This window comes from Sphingomonas sp., assembly GCF_048595155.1.
GTDB lineage: Bacteria > Pseudomonadota > Alphaproteobacteria > Sphingomonadales > Sphingomonadaceae > Sphingomonas_I.
Map to the genome: position 1 here is coordinate 31,897 of NZ_JBMDXN010000008.1, position 16,398 is coordinate 48,294.

General features: G+C 63.1%; 13 protein-coding genes. 7 read left to right on the forward strand and 6 right to left on the reverse strand.

From position 1 onward, the window contains the following. Positions 1-38 precede the first annotated feature (38 nt). Genes ACOJSI_RS01550 through ACOJSI_RS01570 form a run of 5 tightly spaced genes read left to right on the forward strand, consistent with a single transcriptional unit; the run spans position 39 to position 5,412 of the window. The gene (locus ACOJSI_RS01550; protein WP_420136490.1) at positions 39-1,034 is read left to right on the forward strand and encodes a substrate-binding domain-containing protein; all 996 of its coding nucleotides are present in this window, start codon (positions 39-41) and stop codon (positions 1,032-1,034) included. Beyond that, on the forward strand, positions 1,031-2,560 hold the full coding sequence (araG, locus tag ACOJSI_RS01555) for an L-arabinose ABC transporter ATP-binding protein AraG (protein WP_420136491.1): 1,530 nt from the start codon (positions 1,031-1,033) through the stop codon (positions 2,558-2,560). Before ACOJSI_RS01550 ends, araG begins: the two co-directional genes overlap by 4 nt. Continuing rightward, positions 2,557-3,555 carry an L-arabinose ABC transporter permease AraH gene (gene araH / locus ACOJSI_RS01560; protein ID WP_420136492.1) on the forward strand — a complete coding sequence of 333 codons (999 nt, stop codon included), beginning with the start codon at positions 2,557-2,559 and terminating at the stop codon, positions 3,553-3,555. Before araG ends, araH begins: the two co-directional genes overlap by 4 nt. Then, positions 3,548-4,693 (forward strand): galactonate dehydratase, encoded by a 1,146-nt coding sequence (gene dgoD / locus ACOJSI_RS01565; RefSeq protein WP_420136493.1) that lies wholly within the window; start codon positions 3,548-3,550, stop codon positions 4,691-4,693. The genes araH and dgoD overlap by 8 nt, the downstream gene beginning before the upstream one ends. Further along, positions 4,687-5,412, forward strand: a complete 726-nt coding sequence (locus ACOJSI_RS01570) for an SDR family NAD(P)-dependent oxidoreductase (RefSeq protein ID WP_420136494.1) — start codon at positions 4,687-4,689, stop codon at positions 5,410-5,412. The genes dgoD and ACOJSI_RS01570 overlap by 7 nt, the downstream gene beginning before the upstream one ends. Before the next feature lie 20 nt (positions 5,413-5,432). Here ACOJSI_RS01570 and ACOJSI_RS01575 read toward each other — a convergent pair whose 3' ends face one another. Together ACOJSI_RS01575 and ACOJSI_RS01580 are read right to left on the reverse strand one after the other, a co-directional pair. Next, entirely contained in the window at positions 5,433-6,506 is a 1,074-nt protein-coding gene (locus ACOJSI_RS01575) for an aldose epimerase family protein (RefSeq protein ID WP_420136495.1), read from the reverse strand. A 54-nt stretch (positions 6,507-6,560) separates the two neighbouring features. After that, a complete protein-coding gene (locus ACOJSI_RS01580) occupies positions 6,561-9,230 on the reverse strand; it encodes a TonB-dependent receptor (protein WP_420136496.1) in 2,670 nt (889 codons plus the stop codon). 280 nt (positions 9,231-9,510) lie between these two features. Here ACOJSI_RS01580 and ACOJSI_RS01585 point away from each other — a divergent pair, with 280 nt between their 5' ends. After that, positions 9,511-11,718, forward strand: a complete 2,208-nt coding sequence (locus tag ACOJSI_RS01585; protein ID WP_420136497.1) for an alpha-galactosidase — start codon at positions 9,511-9,513, stop codon at positions 11,716-11,718. Positions 11,719-11,734: 16 nt separating this feature from the next. On the opposite strand, the gene ACOJSI_RS01590 is transcribed toward ACOJSI_RS01585, so the two are convergent. The 4 genes from ACOJSI_RS01590 to ACOJSI_RS01605 all read right to left on the reverse strand — a co-directional run bounded on the left by ACOJSI_RS01590 (position 11,735) and on the right by ACOJSI_RS01605 (position 15,592). Beyond that, entirely contained in the window at positions 11,735-12,979 is a 1,245-nt protein-coding gene (locus ACOJSI_RS01590) for an Nramp family divalent metal transporter (protein WP_420136498.1), read from the reverse strand. Between the two features lie 133 nt (positions 12,980-13,112). Further along, entirely contained in the window at positions 13,113-13,631 is a 519-nt protein-coding gene (locus ACOJSI_RS01595) for a ferritin-like domain-containing protein (protein ID WP_420136499.1), read from the reverse strand. Between the two features lie 35 nt (positions 13,632-13,666). After that, on the reverse strand, positions 13,667-14,623 hold the full coding sequence (locus ACOJSI_RS01600) for a manganese catalase family protein (protein ID WP_420136500.1): 957 nt from the start codon (positions 14,621-14,623) through the stop codon (positions 13,667-13,669). Positions 14,624-14,740: 117 nt separating this feature from the next. After that, the gene (locus ACOJSI_RS01605; protein ID WP_420136501.1) at positions 14,741-15,592 is read right to left on the reverse strand and encodes a formate/nitrite transporter family protein; all 852 of its coding nucleotides are present in this window, start codon (positions 15,590-15,592) and stop codon (positions 14,741-14,743) included. Positions 15,593-15,822: 230 nt separating this feature from the next. On the opposite strand from ACOJSI_RS01605, the gene ACOJSI_RS01610 reads away from it, so the two are divergent. Beyond that, a complete protein-coding gene (locus ACOJSI_RS01610) occupies positions 15,823-16,392 on the forward strand; it encodes a DUF4142 domain-containing protein (RefSeq protein WP_420136502.1) in 570 nt (189 codons plus the stop codon). Positions 16,393-16,398 lie beyond the last annotated feature (6 nt).

The following is a 16,398-nucleotide window of genomic DNA, read 5'->3' on the forward strand; positions in this document are numbered from 1 at the left end:
CATGATTGCGACAACAGGATGAGGCGGGACAACGATAGGTGCTGGTAAGCAGGAGAAGCTGCCTGACAGGAGGTGGCGCAGCGGGCATCGCGCTGCTTTCGGGATGTGCGCGCGCTCCGGCTGCAACCCGTATAGGCTTCATCGTGAAGCAACCGGAGGCGCAATGGTTTCAGGATGAATGGCGCTTCGCACGGGCGGCCGGCCGAAAGTTGGGTTTCGAAATAATCGCGATCGGCGCGGAAGATGGCGACCGGGTGCTGGCGGCTCTCAATACGCTCTACGCACGCTTCGCCGCAGGCTTCATCATCTGCGCGCCGGACCCGCGGCTGGGCCCGGCGATTGCCGGCTTTGCCCGTACGACCGGCTTGAAGCCCATGTCCGTCGACGATCGTCTGATGGCGGCCGACGGCCGGCCGATCGCGGACATTCCCTATACCGGCATCTCCGCCGTTTCGATCGGCCGGCTGGCCGGTGAGGCTGCCGCCGCCGAAGCCACACGGCGGGGATGGGCACGCGACACGACCGGCATTTTGCGCATCAGCTTCGACAGCCTGGAAACCGGCCGCGAACGCACGGCCGGTGCGGTCGCTGCCCTCCGCGCGGCAGGGTACCCCACCACTGCGATCAAAGACGCGCCGCAAAGGACCAGCGATACGGAAGGTGCATTCAGCGCCGCGGCTCCCGTCCTGACCGCCAACGCACGCTATGATCGCTGGATCATCCTGGGACTGAACGACGAAACGGTGATCGGCGGCGTCCGCGCGGCCGAAGGCCTGTCGCTTGGCTCGACCGAGATTATCGGCGTTGGCATCGGCGGATCGGAAGCAGCGATTGCCGAACTCGCCAAGCCCAGCCCCACCGGCTTTCACGCCTCAGTTCTGCTAAGTCCGCGCGCGCATGGTTATGATACGGCAGCGGCGATGTACCGGTGGATCACCACCGGCCGGGCGCCGCCGCCGGTAACGCTGACCAGCGGCCGGTTGCTGACCCGCGCCAATTATCGCGACGTGCTGGCGCAGGAAGGCATGGCATGAGCGCGTTGCTGGAATATCGCCGCATCACCAAGCGCTTCCCGGGTGTCGTCGCGCTGGATGGCGTCAGCTTCCAAGTGGGCGCAGGCGAGGTGCGCGCACTGATCGGGGAAAATGGCGCCGGCAAATCGACGCTGCTGAAAATCTTGGCCGGCCAATATCAGCCCGACGGCGGCGAGTTGGTGGTGGGTGGCGCCCCACAGCATTTCGCGCGCCCACGCGAGAGCCAGGATGCGGGCATCGCGATTATCCATCAGGAGCTTCAGCTCGCTCCGGACATGAGCGTGGCGGAAAATCTGATGATGGGCGCGCTTCCCAAGCGGTGGGGCATGATCGATCGCAGCGCGTTGCGGGCGCGGGCGCGCACCGTGTTGGAGCGGTTGGGCGAGCCCATCGATCCGGACAGCCGGCTGGGCGATCTTTCGATCGGCCGGCGGCAAATGGTGGAGATTGGCCGGGCGCTGCTGCGCGACGCGCGCATCATCGCCTTCGACGAACCGACGAGCTCGCTCAGTACGCGTGAGACGGCGAAGCTGATGGAGATCATCCATGGCCTCCGCGCGGAAGGCCGCGCGATCATCTACGTCAGCCACCGGATGGAAGAAGTGTTCGCGCTGGCGGATACGGCCACGGTACTGCGCGACGGCACCCATGTGCTCGACGCCACGAACGTGGGCCCCGCTGACGAGGCGCGGCTCGTATCAGCCATGGCGGGCCGCACGGTTGCGGACATCTATGCCTATCGCGCGCGTCCGTTGGGCGCCACCGCCCTGCAGGTGGACAGTGTCGAAGGCCCCGGCCTGCGGGCACCGGTCTCGTTGCATGCCGCCAAGGGCGAGATTGTCGGTGTCTTTGGTCTGGTCGGCGCTGGCCGAACCGAGTTGTTCCGCTTGTTGTTCGGGGCGACGGCAAGGACGGCCGGAACCGTCGCAGTGAACGGGCAGGCGATCGATAACGATCCGCGGGCTGCCATCGCTGCCGGCATGGGATTGGCGCCGGAGGATCGCAAGGATCAGGGTATCGTACCGCTTGCATCCGTACGAGAGAATATCGCCTTGGCCTGGCGTAACCGCGGCGGGGAAAGCGCAATGCTGCGGCAGCGCGAGGAGGCCACGCACGCCGCCGAGGAAATCGCCCGGCTGCGGATCAAGACACCCGGATCGGAGGCCGCGATCGTCACCCTGTCGGGGGGGAACCAGCAGAAGGCGATCATCGCTCGCTGGCTTTTGGCCGAGGCCTCCATCCTGCTGCTGGATGAGCCCACGCGCGGCATCGACGTGGGCGCGCGCAGCGAGATTTACAGCCACATCTACGATTTCGCCGAACGTGGCGGGACCATATTGCTGGCGTCGAGCGATCTTCCCGAGGTGCTGGGCGTGGCCGATCGGATGGTCGTCATGCGCGACGGCGCTGTCGCCGGCATCGTGCCGCGTGCCCATGCCACCGCCGAACGATTGCTGCGACTGGCCCTGCCGGATGCGACCGCCGCGTCGCCCTTCCCCATCGTCAAGGATGCAAACCCCGCATGATGAACCGCCGGCTGCTGCGCCGATCAGGTCCCCTGATCCTTCTCCTGCTGCTGATGGCCTTGCTCTCGGTCGCGGTTCCCGACTTCATGGGGCTGCGCAATTTGCGTGGTCTGCTGCTGTCCATCACCCTTGTCGGCACCATTGCCGCGACGATGATGCTGGTGCTCGCAATGCGGGAAGTCGATCTATCGGTGGGCTCCACCGTGGCGCTCTCCGGCGTGATCGCCGCGGTGGTGATCGCAAGCACGGGCAGCCCGATATTGGGTGTGGTTGCCGGCTTGGCGGGCGGCGCGGCAGTCGGCCTGTTCAACGGTGCCGTCGTCGCACTGTTGAAGGTCAATTCGCTGATCGTGACGTTGGCGACGATGGAGATGGTTCGCGGACTGGCCTTTCTGGTGTCCGGCGGCGAATCCGTCGCCATCCCGGCACAAAGCTTCTTCACCTTGGGATCCGGCGCCTTCCTGGGCGTAGGATGGCCGATCTGGGCGATGCTGGCGAGCTTCGCCGCCTTCGGATTTCTGCTCAACCGAACGGTGTTCGGCCGCAACGTGCTTGCCGTAGGCGGCAATCCCGAGGCGGCCCGGCTGTCTGGCGTGCCGATCACGCGCGTTCGGATCACCGTGTTCGCGCTCCAGGGCCTGGTTGCCGGTGTCGCCGGCATCATCCTGGCGGCACGGATTACCAGCGGCCAGCCGAATACCAGCGTCGGGTTGGAACTGGCAGTGATATCGGCGTGCGTGCTGGGCGGCGTGTCGCTGGCCGGCGGCGTGGCGACGATCGGCGGCGTGATCATCGGCGTGCTGATCATGGGAACGGCGCAAAATGCGCTCAACCTGCTGAACGTGCCGACCTTCTATCAATATGTGGTGCGCGGCGGGATCCTGCTGCTCGCGGTGACCGCCGACGGGCTGCGGCAAGGCCGCGGCTGGACCGCCTTCCGCTTCTGGCCTGCCACCGGCCGAACCTTACAGACGAGCGAGACTGACCGTGCATAAGATCGCCACCCTCGAGACTTTTCTCGTCCCGCCGCGCTGGCTGTTCGTCCGGATCGAAACCGATCAGGGCGCGGTCGGCTGGGGCGAGGCGAGCCTAGAGGGCCATGGCGAAGCCGTGCAAGGCGCGATGGAAGCGGTGCGCGATCGCATCATCGGCATGGATCCGGGCCGGATCGAGGACATCTGGCAATTGCTCTACCGGCTCGGCTTCTATCGTGGCGGTCCGGTCCTGATGTCGGCCATAGCCGGGGTCGATCAGGCGTTATGGGACATTAAGGGCCGGATGTTGGGCGTACCGGTATCGGACCTGCTGGGCGGCCGGGTGCGCGACCGCATGCGCGTCTACGCCTGGGTGGGCGGCGATCGCCCGCACGACGTGGCCGCCGCTGCGCTGGAGCGGCGCCAGCAAGGTTTCGACGCGGTCAAGATGAACGGGACCGAAGACATGGACTGGCTGGATAGCCCGGCGAGTGTCGATGCGGCGGCCGAGCGACTGGCGCTGGTGCGCGAAACCGGGGTGGACGTGGGGGTCGACTTTCATGGCCGGGTGCATAAACCAATGGCGCGCCAGCTGGTCCGCGCGCTCGAGCCGTTGCGGCCGCTGTTCGTCGAGGAGGTTCTTGCCAACGAGCAGCCGGAAGCGATTGCCCAGATTGCGGGACAGACCAGCCTGCCCCTCGCCCTCGGCGAAAGGCTGTATAGTCGCTGGCAGTTCAAGCCCTTTTTCGAAGCCGCCGCGATCGACGTCGCCCAGCCCGACCTCAGCCATGCCGGTGGCATTTCCGAGTGCCGCCGCATCGCCGCCATGGCAGAAACCTATGACGTCGCCTTTGCACCGCATTGCCCGCTCGGCCCGCTTGCACTGGCCTCCTGCTTCCAGGTGGCCGCAGTGACGCTGAACTTCGTAATCCAGGAAATGTCGATCGGCATTCACTATAATCGTCCGGATGCGGACCTTCTTACCTTCGTGCGCAATCCAGACGCCCTGCGCGTGACCGACGGAACGGTGGCCGTGCTGGAAGGACCGGGCCTGGGCGTGGACATTGACGAAGATGCGGTACGATCGGCTGCCATCGCCCCACATCGCTGGCGCAACCCAGCCTGGCGCGGGCGCGACGGATCGCTGCGCGAATGGTAGAGGGTATCGAAGGCAAGGTCGCGCTCGTCACGGGCGCTGCCGGCGGGATCGGCAGTGCGATCGCGCGGAGCTTGGCCGATGCCGGGGCAATGCTGTTCCTGATCGACCGTCAACCGCCGGACGCCGTAGCCGGGCTGCTGGGCCCGGCGGCGATGGCGCTTGGCTGCGATCTGGCGGATCCCGTGGCGGTCGAAGACGCCTTTGCCGCTGCCGTCGCGCGGTTTGGCCGCGTCGATCTGCTCGTCAACGTGGCCGGGGTCATGATTTACAAGACGATCGAGGAACAATCGGCAGCGGACTGGCAGACCTTGCTGGCGATTAACCTGATCGCGCCGGCGCTGCTGACGGGATGCGCGCTGCGCAGCATGGCGCAGGGCGGCGCGATCGTGAACATCGCGTCGGTCCATGCGCGCCGTACATCGCCGCTGGTCGCATCCTATGCAGCCTCGAAGGCTGCCATGGTCAGCCTTACCCGATCGACCGCGATCGAAGGAAAAGCGCGCGGCATCCGCTGCAACGCCATCCTGCCTGGGGCGATCGATACCCCCTTGCTCCATGCCAGCCCCAATATCCGATCCGGCGCGGAGGTGGTCGATCCGGCTGACCTGGGGCACCCCGATGACATCGCCCGACTGGCTGTGTTCCTTCTCTCCGATGCGGCCCGGTTCATCACCGGCGAAGACATTGTCGCCGACGGCGGGCGGATGGGCCGGCTTTAGCCGCCCCATTTCCGGACGGATCAATCCTCCACGGCGAAAAGGAGGCGGAGTTCGGAGCGATATTCCTGTCCCGGATCCAACCGTGTCGTCGGAAAGTCCGGCCGATTGGCGGCGTTGGGGAAGGCTTGCGCCTCCAGGCAGAGGCCGGTGCGCCGCGCGAAGGCGATGTGTGAGCCGGCGGGATCGGCCGCCTGCAGCGCGTTCCCGCTGTAGAATTGAAGCGCCGGCTGATCGGTAAACAGCGTCATGACACGTCCGCTTCCCGGGCAACGCAGCCGGGCAGCGAAGCGTGCATCCTCCTGCGTCCCGCCTGAGGACAGAATGAAGCAATGATTGAAGCCATCCGCTGCACGAATTTGCGAATGATCGGCATCGATCACGTCACCGACCGCGCGCGGCTTGCGGAAGTCGAACGGCGTATCGTGAACGGATAGCGCCGCTCCGACCGGCAGCGCCATCGCATCGATCGGCAAGAAGCTTTCTGCCGCAATCTCAAGCTGATGACGATCGATGGTGACAGCGGGATCGCCGGACAGGTTGAAATAGGGATGGCTAACGATGTTCACATGCGTCGACCGATCGGTGGTCGCGCGGTAAGTGAGCGCAAGCCGATCCGGCGCCACCAGTTCGAACCTGGCGGAGGCCGATACTGTCCCCGGATAGCCCTGATCGCCGTCCGGGCTGACCAAAGTCATCTCCACCCCGCGCGGTGTGGCCTGACCGCGCCACAATTGCCGGCTGAAGCCGTCGCTGCCGCCGTGGAGATGATTGGGCGCTTCGTTGGCGTCCAGCGCAAAATGTTCGCCATCGAGGGTAAAGGCGGCGCCCGCTATGCGGTTGGCGACCCGTCCGCAGCTCGCCCCGAAGCGGGGATCCTCGGCCATGCCAAGCGCGGCCGGATAATTCTGGATGTCGACATCGCCCAGGATAACGTTGGCGCGATGCCCTTCGCGATCAGGCGCCTCGATCCGCAGCAGGGTGGCGCCGAGTTCGGCCACCCACACGATCACACCATCCTGCGCGGCGATCCGGAAGATCGACGTCTCGCGTCCGTCCCGCAACCGGACCGTTTGTCGCGTGATCTCGATCGTCATTTGCACGGGCCATAGGGAGGATCATGCCGGCGGCACAATCCTCCCCAATATGGTTCACAAGCTGGCGCGGATGCCGAGCGTGATACGGCGTCCCTGATCGGATTGGGTGATCAGCCGTTCCTGAAAGCGCGAATAGCTGCGGAACTTCTTGTTACCGACGTTCAGCACCTCGCCATAGAGGGAGAAGTTGGGCGTCAGCTTGATCGACCCGCTGAAGTCGATCTGGGTGTAGCCGTTGACGTTTTCCGGCTGGCTTTGCGGCCCGAACGTCTGATTCAGGAACTTGGCGCGCCAGTTATAGGCACCGCGGAACTGGAAAATATCGTCCTCATAGAAGAGGACGAGGTTCGCCGAGTCCGACAAGCCTTCTACATTGAACGTCTGGTTGCTGAGCGACGGATCGAAACGGATCGAGCTTTTCACCTTGGTATAATTGGCCGACCCGCCGAAATTCTTCAGGATCCCGGGGAGGAAATCGAAGGTCGACTGGATCGCTGCTTCGAACCCGTACACGTCGCCATTCTGGGCGTTGTACGGCCGGTTGGCGATGAAGGTCAGACCGAAATATTCCTCTGGCTGCTGGCCGGAAATGATGAAGTTCTGCAGCTTCTTGTAGAAACCGGCAAGGCTGACATAGCTCGTCCGCGTCAGATAATAATCGGCCGACGCGTCCGCGTTCCATGCCAGGAACGGCTTGAGATAGGGATTGCCGCCGCTGACCGTGTTGCTGTTGGGCGGACGGAACACGAAATCCTGCGAGAGACCGAGCCGGCTCAAGGTCGGGCGAGTGAGTGTGCGCGACCCTGCGAGGCGGAAGATCAGCTTGTCTGTCATGTCCAACCGGAAGTTCAGCGTCGGCAGGAAGTAGGTGTAATTGTTGTTGGCATCCACCGGCACGGTTGGGCTGTAGACGGGCACAGCCGCCGTCGGATCCTGGGGATTTTGAATGATGTTGACCAACGTCACCGAATAGCCCGTCGCGTGCAGATCCGTGTGGATCAGGCGGCCGCCCGCCATCGCGGTCCAGCGGCGATCACCAAACTGCCCCTCGAAGCTTGCCTGGATATAACCGGCGAACGTGTTTTCCCGCACCGTACCGGAGCCGCGCTGACGATCGATCGGATCCAGGCTGTTATTGTTGCCGCTATAGACGGCCAGGAAGCGCTGGCGTGCGGCGATCGCGTCCGGATCATTGCTGTTGCCGACCTGATTCACCGCGGCGGCGCTGCCATAATATTTGACCAGGGCGTCGCGATCATAATTCAGCCAGGTCATGTCGCGCCCGAGGACATTGGCTTTGAAGGGCGTGAACAGGTCGGACGGCGCGACGGCGGCATAGCCGCAGTAGAAACAGCCCAGCGGCTCCGGTGACTCGCGCGAGACGGTCGTCTTCAGGCGGTTGGTGAAAAGCAGGCCGGCCTGGAGCTTGGAGAGCGGACCCCATCCTGCGTCATAGGTGCCGTCGATCGTGGCCTGATTGACCTTGTCGCTGTTGCGGCCGCCGCGTTCGGAGCAGCAGTGCAGCCGTGGCTGCGACCGATCGTCCGTCGGCAGAATATTGGTCATGGTCGGCAGACCATCCGGCCCTTCCAGCGTGAAAGTCGGCGTCACGCCAACCTCCCGCGTGCCGACCACGTAGAACAACTGATCGGAATTGTTGCGTGATTTGGAATGCGCGCCATCGAACAGGATCGTGGTGCGATCGTTCGGTTTCCATTCCAGGTTGCCGCCGATCTGATAGGTGCGCTCGTTGACCGGGTTGGTCGCCAAGATGTTGTCGGCAGCCACACCCGCGTTCGCCGTCGCCGGCAGAACCGTGAAGCTTGTGGCCGTACCGTTGCCGTTGACCGTGGCCGACGTGATACGCGCCGGATCGGTGTAGAAACCGAGCTGGTTGGTTCGGCTACTGATCTTCTGCTGGGTGTACAGCGCGTCCATGGTGAACTTCAATTTGTCAGTCACGACATAATCCAGCGCGAAGGTACCGCCGGAACGACGACGATCGTTGCGCGTCGAGGTGAAGTTCAGCGTGCGGGGCAGCGCGACGTCATTACGATCCGCCTTACCGTCATTGTTGGTGTCGACGGACTGGTTGATCACCCAGCCATCCGTGCTGATGTTGGTCAGGTTCGAAATACGCTTGTCGTAGATCAAGCTGGCCATCACGCCGAAGGTACGGTCCTCGTTCGAACTGCTGACCGCGATCGAGCCATAAGGCGTCACCTTGTCGGCCGTATTGTCGTGGCGGCCGGCAGCGTTAGCGGTGATCCGCAAACCGGCGCGGTCGGTCGGCCGCGCGGTGCGCAGGATCACGGTGGAGCCGATGCCGCCTTCCTGCAGCCGCGCTTCGGACGACTTATAGACCTCGGCACCCGAGATAAGATCCGAAGAGAGCAGGCTGAAGTCGAAGGAGCGGCCGCCGCCCACGGTCGCCAGCAAGCGATTGTTGAGCAGCACCGTGTTGAATTCGGGCCCAAGGCCGCGCACGGTGATGCCCTGACCTTCGCCGTTGACGCGATTGATCGACACACCGGTGATACGCTGCAGAGACTCAGCGATGTTCTGATCGGGGAACTTTCCCATGTCTTCGGCAGAGATCGCGTCGACAACGCCGATGGTACGCTTTTTCAGATCGAGCGCGCGCGCGAGGCTGGCACGCGCGCCGGTGACGACGATTTCATCCGGCGTGCCCGTATCGCCTTGAGCCGCAGGCGGCTGTGCCATCGTGCCGCCCGGGGATTGTGGGTCTTGGCCGATCGGCGCGGTCGCGTCCTGCGCATAAGCCGCTGACGCTATGGAAATCGCCGCTGTGGTCAGCAAGATTAGCTTCGTGTGAAACCTCGTGCGCATCATCATCCCCTCTCGTTATGATGATAAAGTATGATATTATTGCTTTCACGTCGACAGGATTCTGTAACAAATCTCCCGGATAGGAATAATCTGTTGCAATTTGAGCACAAAGACGAGAGTCTAAAAGTATGACAAAGAGAAGGATGCCATGTCGATGAAGCTGACGCGGGCCGGACTGATCCTGGCCGCCACCGCCCTGTCCCACGCGGCAGCGCACGCAGAAGCGGGCTTCGACGCGAGCCGGCGCGTGTTCCGCCTGGACGGTGGCGACGTGACCTACGCTTTCAAGATCGACGCTGCCGGCCTGTTGCAGTCTGTCTATTGGGGAGCACGCCTCAGGACCACGGATCCGATCGACGGCCCACAGGGACGCGAGCTCAGCGGTTTCGACGTGGCGGCCAATGTCATCCCGCAGGAATATGCCGGCTGGGGCGGCGGCATCTTCGCCGAACCCGCACTGAAAGTGGCCTGGCCTGACGGCAATCGCGATCTGGTGCTGCGCTATGCCTCACACCGTCTCAGCCGTGATGGCGTCTCGGTCACGTTGCGCGACATCCAGCGGCCTCTCACCGTCACGCTCAACTATGTCATCGACCGCGCCACGGGCATTGTCGGCCGATCCGCTACGATCGCCAATGAAGGCCGCACCGACGTCCGTGTCGATCAGGCGATGGCGGCCACCTACGTCTTGCCCGTCGGCAGCGACTATCGCCTCCATTTCCTGACCGGACGGTGGGGATCCGAATGGACGCGTCAGGAGCGACCCGTCTCTGCTGGTGCCACCGTGCTGGAGAGCCGGCGTGGTTCAACCGGCAGCGAGAACAATCCCTGGTTCGCCATCACCCAGGACGGACGTTCGACCGAGACGGATGGACCGGTCTGGTTCGGCACCTTAGCCTGGAGCGGATCGTTCCGCATCAGCGTGGATCGCGATGTCGCCGGTCGACCCCGCGTGACAGGTGGCTTCAACCCGTTCGACTTTGCCTATCGCCTGAAGCCGGGCGAACGGCTGGAGACGCCCATATTCTACGCCGGCCACGCCGAAGCCGGCATGGGCGAGGCATCGCGTCTGATGCACCGTTTCGCCCTGCAAAATATCGTACCGCGCAAAGGCGAACTGCCGGCATTGCGCAAGGTGTTGTACAATAGCTGGGAGGCAACCGAATTCGCCGTGGACGAGGCGGGCCAGATGCGCCTGGCCGAACGTGCCGCGCGGATCGGCGTCGAACGCTTCGTCATGGACGATGGCTGGTTCGGCGCCCGCGACAACGATCATGCCGGATTGGGCGACTGGACCGTCAACCCCCGCAAATTCCCCAATGGACTGGCGCCGCTGATCAGCAAGGTCCGCGCGCTCGGCATGGATTTCGGCCTGTGGGTAGAGCCGGAAATGGTCAATGCCGACAGCAACCTCTATCGCGCGCACCCCGACTGGATCATCAATTTCGCCGGGCGCCCCCGGACCGAAGGGCGCAATCAATATGTCCTGAACCTGGCCCGCACCGACGTGCGGGACCATCTGCTGCGGCAGCTGGACGCCTTGCTGACCAACAGTGACATCCGCTTTCTGAAATGGGATTATAACCGCAACTGGTCTGAGCCTGGCTGGCCGGCGGCGGACCCGGCCGATCAGCAGAAAATCTATGTCGACTATGTCCGCAACCTCTACTGGATCCTAGCCGAACTGCGGCGGCGCCATCCTAATGTGGAGATTGAAAGCTGTTCCGGCGGCGGCGGTCGCGTCGACCTCGGGATCATGGGCCTGACCGATCAGGTCTGGCCTTCGGACAATACGGATCCGGTCGATCGGCTCCAGATCCAGGACGGCTTCACCCAGGCTTATTCACCCGGGCTGATGATGGCCTGGGTCACCGACAGCCCGAATTGGGTGAACAAGCGGGCGACGCCGCTCCCATTCCGTTTCCTGTCGTCGATGCAGGGCGGGCTCGGCATCGGCACCAACCTCAACAAATGGTCCGAGGAAGATTTCACCACCGCGCAGCATTATGTCGGCGTCTACAAACGGATCCGCGAGACGGTGCAGCATGGCAATCTCTACCGCCTCACGCGGCCCAAGCCGGATGATGTGACGTCGACCACGCTCTACGTCTCACGCGACAAGACGCAGGCGGCACTGTTCGCACTCACGCAAGGCACACACCGGCTTGAGCCGCGGGCGCCGATCCGACTGCTCGGGCTAGATCCGGAGGCGCGCTACGCCGTCGAGACGATGGACGGGACGCCGTTGGGGAACGGCATACCGGCGGTTGCCAGCGGCGCTTATTGGATGGGCCGGGGTATCGACGTGCGGTTGCAGGGCGACTTTCAGGGTGCCGGCTACATTCTCAGCCGACAGCGCTAGCGTGCGGGTGCGATCCTCATCCCCACAGCAGTTTGAGGCACAGGCCGATGATCAGCGCGGCGACCACCCAGGCCATCAGCTGGACCGGCCGGCTGTTGGCGAATTCGCCCATCCATTTGCGATCGCCCGTGATGCGGATGAGTGGCACGATCGCGAACGGGAGCTGCAAGCTTAGCAGCACCTGGCTGAGGATGAGCAGCTTACCGGTCCCGGCGCTGCCATAGAGGCTCGCGACGATCGCGGCGGGAATGATCGCGAGACCACGCGATATCAGCCGGCGCGCCCATATCGGAATGCGCAGATCGGTGAAGCCTTCCATGATCACCTGACCGGCCAGCGCGCCGGTCAAGGTCGAGTTCTGGCCCGATGCGAGCAGCGCGATGCCGAACAGGGCGCTGGCGAAGCCGACGCCCAGCATGGGAGAGAGCAGCTTATAGGCTTCCGCGATATCCGAGACCGAGCGCTCCTGCGCGTGGAAGACAGAGGCGGCCAGGATCAGGATCGCACCATTGACCAGCATGGCGAGGCTCAATGCCAGCACACCGTCCAGCATCGCGAAGCGGACCGCCTCGCGCTTGCCGCAATGATCAGTTGCGAAACGTCGCGTCTGGACGACGGCCGAATGCAGATAGAGATTATGCGGCATTACCGTGGCGCCGATGATCCCGGTGGCGATGTAAAGCATACCAGGGTCCGAGAGGATCGCGCCGGAGGGAACCAGGCCGCCGCCTATCCTGGCAAAATCAGGGCCGGACAGGATCAGCTCGATGGTCAGGCTGGCGGCGACCACAACCATCAGGCCTCCGACCAGCGCCTCCAAACGGCGAAAGCCACGCTGCTCCAGGATTGTTGCCATGATCACGTTGAGCGCGGTCAGCCATACGCCGAGTGTGAGAGGAATGCCGAACAGCAGGTCCAGCGCGATCGCGGTTCCGATGACTTCGGCCAGATCGCAGGCGATGATCGCCAATTCGGCAAGCAGCCACAGCGCGATCCTGACAGGCCGGCTATAATGATCGCGGCAGGCCTGCGCGAGATCGCGTCCGGTCACGATGCCCAGCTTGGCTGCCAAGCCCTGGAGCAACATCGCCATCAGATTGGAAAAGGCGATCACCCACAGCAGCGAATAGCCATATTGCGACCCGCCGGCGAGATCGGTGGCCCAATTGCCGGGATCCATATAGCCGACCGCAACCAGCCAGCCGGGCCCCGCAAAAGCCCCAAGCTTGCGCCAAAAAGAACCGTGCCGAGGTATCGGCACGGTACGGTAGGAACCAGGAAGACTTGGCGAACGCAGCAACCCGCGGTCAGGGTCGACCGCGATTGCTGGCGGAGGGGGCGGTGTCACTCCGCGATCCGCCCCCAACGCTGCGCCTTATCAGCGACCGGAGCGATCAATGGCTTGCCTGACCGCCGCTGGCCTTGCGGTATAGATATTTGCGAATGACCGTCGGCAATATTTCATCGCAGAACGCGACCATCGCCAGCTCCTCTTGCAGCGTCTGTTGCAATAGCGGAATCGCAGTGGTGAAACCGCCTTCTTCTGCCATGACAATCAACGCCTTGTAGGTCGCCGCCTCGAAATTTTCGAACGCGAAATTGGCGAGACTGTTCTTTAGGATTTCATCTGTCGCAAAACCGTGCGCGATAGCCGCCATGTTGCCTGACATGGTCAGCGCGGCATCCTTGAGTGCCGAGGGACTTTCCCCAAGGCTCTCAAGGATCTGGTTGAGACGCGTGATCTGCGTGTGCGTCTCGCCGCGATGCGCGCGCAGGCGTTCCGCGACTTCGGCATAATGAGCGAGGTGCTCGATCTGCCGGTCCATCAGCGCCAAAGCCTGATTTTCCAGCGCATGGGCATTTTTGAGCCCATCGATGAAGACCTCTCGTACCTCGTCAGCTGCCGTCGCCATGGGTCACCTCTTGCAATGTCTTCGGGGAGGTCAGATCAGGCCGGAGCGGTTGCCTCGGCCATGGCCGGCGCCGACTGGATGTCCGGCGCGCCGCCCTTGTCCCCACTGCTCGTGCGGCCTGCGCCTGGTCCCGCACCAAGATCGGCCCCGGTCACCGGATCGCTCGTCGGGTCGGACATGGTCCGCTTCGCCATCTTGGTGGCGACGGCCTGATCCGCGCTATCGAGGCCGACGGTTGCAAGCCCGTCCCCGCCATCGATCGGCATGGTCTGCGCAAGATCGTCGATACGATCCCACTGCTCGCCGGAGTTCCACGGGCCAGTCGTGTCGCCGTCACCCTGTGACGTGTTGACATAGACGCTGGCATATTTCTCCACGCCCGGAAGCTTGCCCGGCGGGAAATTGTCTTCGATTGAGTAAAGCGCCTTTTCGAACGACTTCTGGTGCGCGACCTCACGCGTCATCAGAAAGCCCAGCGCCTCCTTGATGCCAGGATCGTCCGTGATGTTGATCAGGCGCTCATACACGATCTTGGCGCGCGCTTCGGCCGCAATGTTCGACCGCAAATCGACGGTCGGCTCCGATCGGCTGTCGACATAGGCGGCGGTCCATGGAACGCCGGCAGAGTCGATCAGCGCGGGGCCGCCACCGAAGAGCAGCGATTCCTTGGCACTTGTGCCGGTCGCGCCGATCGTGCGGTAGAGTTCAACCTCTTCCATCTGACCTTCGGCCAGTTGCGCTTTGACGCCCTTGTTGAGCATGGCCACGATCGAACCGATGACTTCCAGATGGCTCAACTCTTCCGTCGCGATGTCCAGAAGCATATCCTTGCGGCCCGGATCATCCTCGCCAAGCCCTTGGGTGAAATAGCGCATGGCAGCGGCAAGCTCGCCATCCGCACCGCCAAATTGTTCTAGCATCATTGTAGCCAGGCGGGGGTTAGGCTCCGCCACCCGCACCGTATATTGCAAGCGCTTGTTGTGCATGAACATGGGCGTGCTCCAGTCATATTCGAGAGAATGACCAACCCAGAGCCAAGCAGCAACGTTCCGCTTAATTTACCTATACTAATCTGTGTTTATGCGATACTTGGAACGCCCCCGTTCCGATCATGAGGAACCCTTCTCCTCTTTGCCTTCTAGCTCCGGCGCTATCGGTGCATGGTTCAGCATCGCCACCAGGCAGACGCCGCCGAGACTGTTTCCGATCAGGGTCGGCACGAAGAAGTCGAGCCAATATTGGCTTGGCGTCTTGATGCCCGTCAGCACCGCACAAGCAACCTCGGCGGAGCCCGCGATGATGTGCGGGAGTCGCGCGAGCGCCACCAGGTACGTGATCAGGATGATCACCCACAATTTCGCCGTGCGCGCGCTTGGCAGCAGCCACACCATCAGGGCGATCAGCCAGCCCGCAAAGATGCCCTTGAACACGGTAGTGCCGAACGGATCGTTCCCGACCTCGCCCGCAAGAGCACGCAGGCTTGCGGCAACGTCCGGTCCGAAGGGTTCGCCATAAGCAAGCGCAGCCGCGAACAGCCATGTCCCCGTGATATTCGCTGCCAATACGGATCCCCAAAGACGCAGGGTCGCCATCGCCGTCTTGCGATCGCGGCGCGTCAGCACGGGAAGGACGGCGGTCAGCGTGCTTTCGGTATAGAGCTGCTGACGGCCCATAACGATGATGACGAAGCCGATCGCATAGCCGAAGCTGGCGACAAGGTGCCGCCACGGCAGATCGGGAAGACCACTGTGCAGCAAGGCCTGCCCGGAAAAGGAAAACCCCATCGAGAGGCCGGCAGCCAAGCCGGTCCAAAGCAGCGCCGGGAGCGCACGCTCCAGTTCGCTCTCGCCTTCCTTGCGCAGGATCTCGTGAATCCCGGTCGCGCGCAGCGGCTCGAAACGGGCCACCTGCGCGCGTTCATCTTCTTCGAGATGCTCCGAATCCGAACCTGATGCAGCCACGTCACACCTCCCACATCAGTGAATCGAACGACAAGCCATGCACCTTACGGCTGGCGCAAAGGCACCAACGTACGATCGCCCTGAAGGACCAATTCAAACTTTTACTGACGAATTGACTTAGATTAGCCCGCTTGCTGATCTATGTTATACTCAAATAATTCTATATCAACGCGGCCGGAGCGGAACGAGGAATAAGTATAACCGTTGTCGGGAGCGAATAGGAGAATAAGATGCGCAAACTTTTAATCGCGACTTGCCTGGTGATGGCACCTCTTTCCGTTCCGGCCTTGGCGCAGGACATGGCTGGTGGCGCGCTCTCCGCCAGCGATGTCGGCGCAAGTCCGATGACGGGTACGCCCGCCCAGAATTACGTAGCCTGGGCGGCCGACGGCGACATGTATGAGATTCAGTCCAGCCGACTGGCACTCTCAAAAGGCCGCAGCGATGCGGTGAAAAGCCATGCGCGTGAAATGATTACAGATCACACGACGACCACGAAGACATTGCTTGCGGCGCTTCCGAAGACCGAACCCAAAGTCGCCAAGCCGCCGATGAAGCTGTCGGAGCCCAATGTCGCGATGATTGCGCAGCTCAAGCAAGCGTCGGGCGATGCGTTCGACAGGCTCTACATCCAGCAGCAGCTTCAAGCGCACCAGAAGGCATGGGCCCTGCACAAGGGCTATGCCACCGACGGGACGGACCCGGCATTGCGGCAGGTGGCGACGTCTGCCGTTCCCATCATCGAAAAGCACCTCCAGCATCTGAAGTCGATGCCCGGCGGCGGCGCAGGCGGAATGTAAATCGCG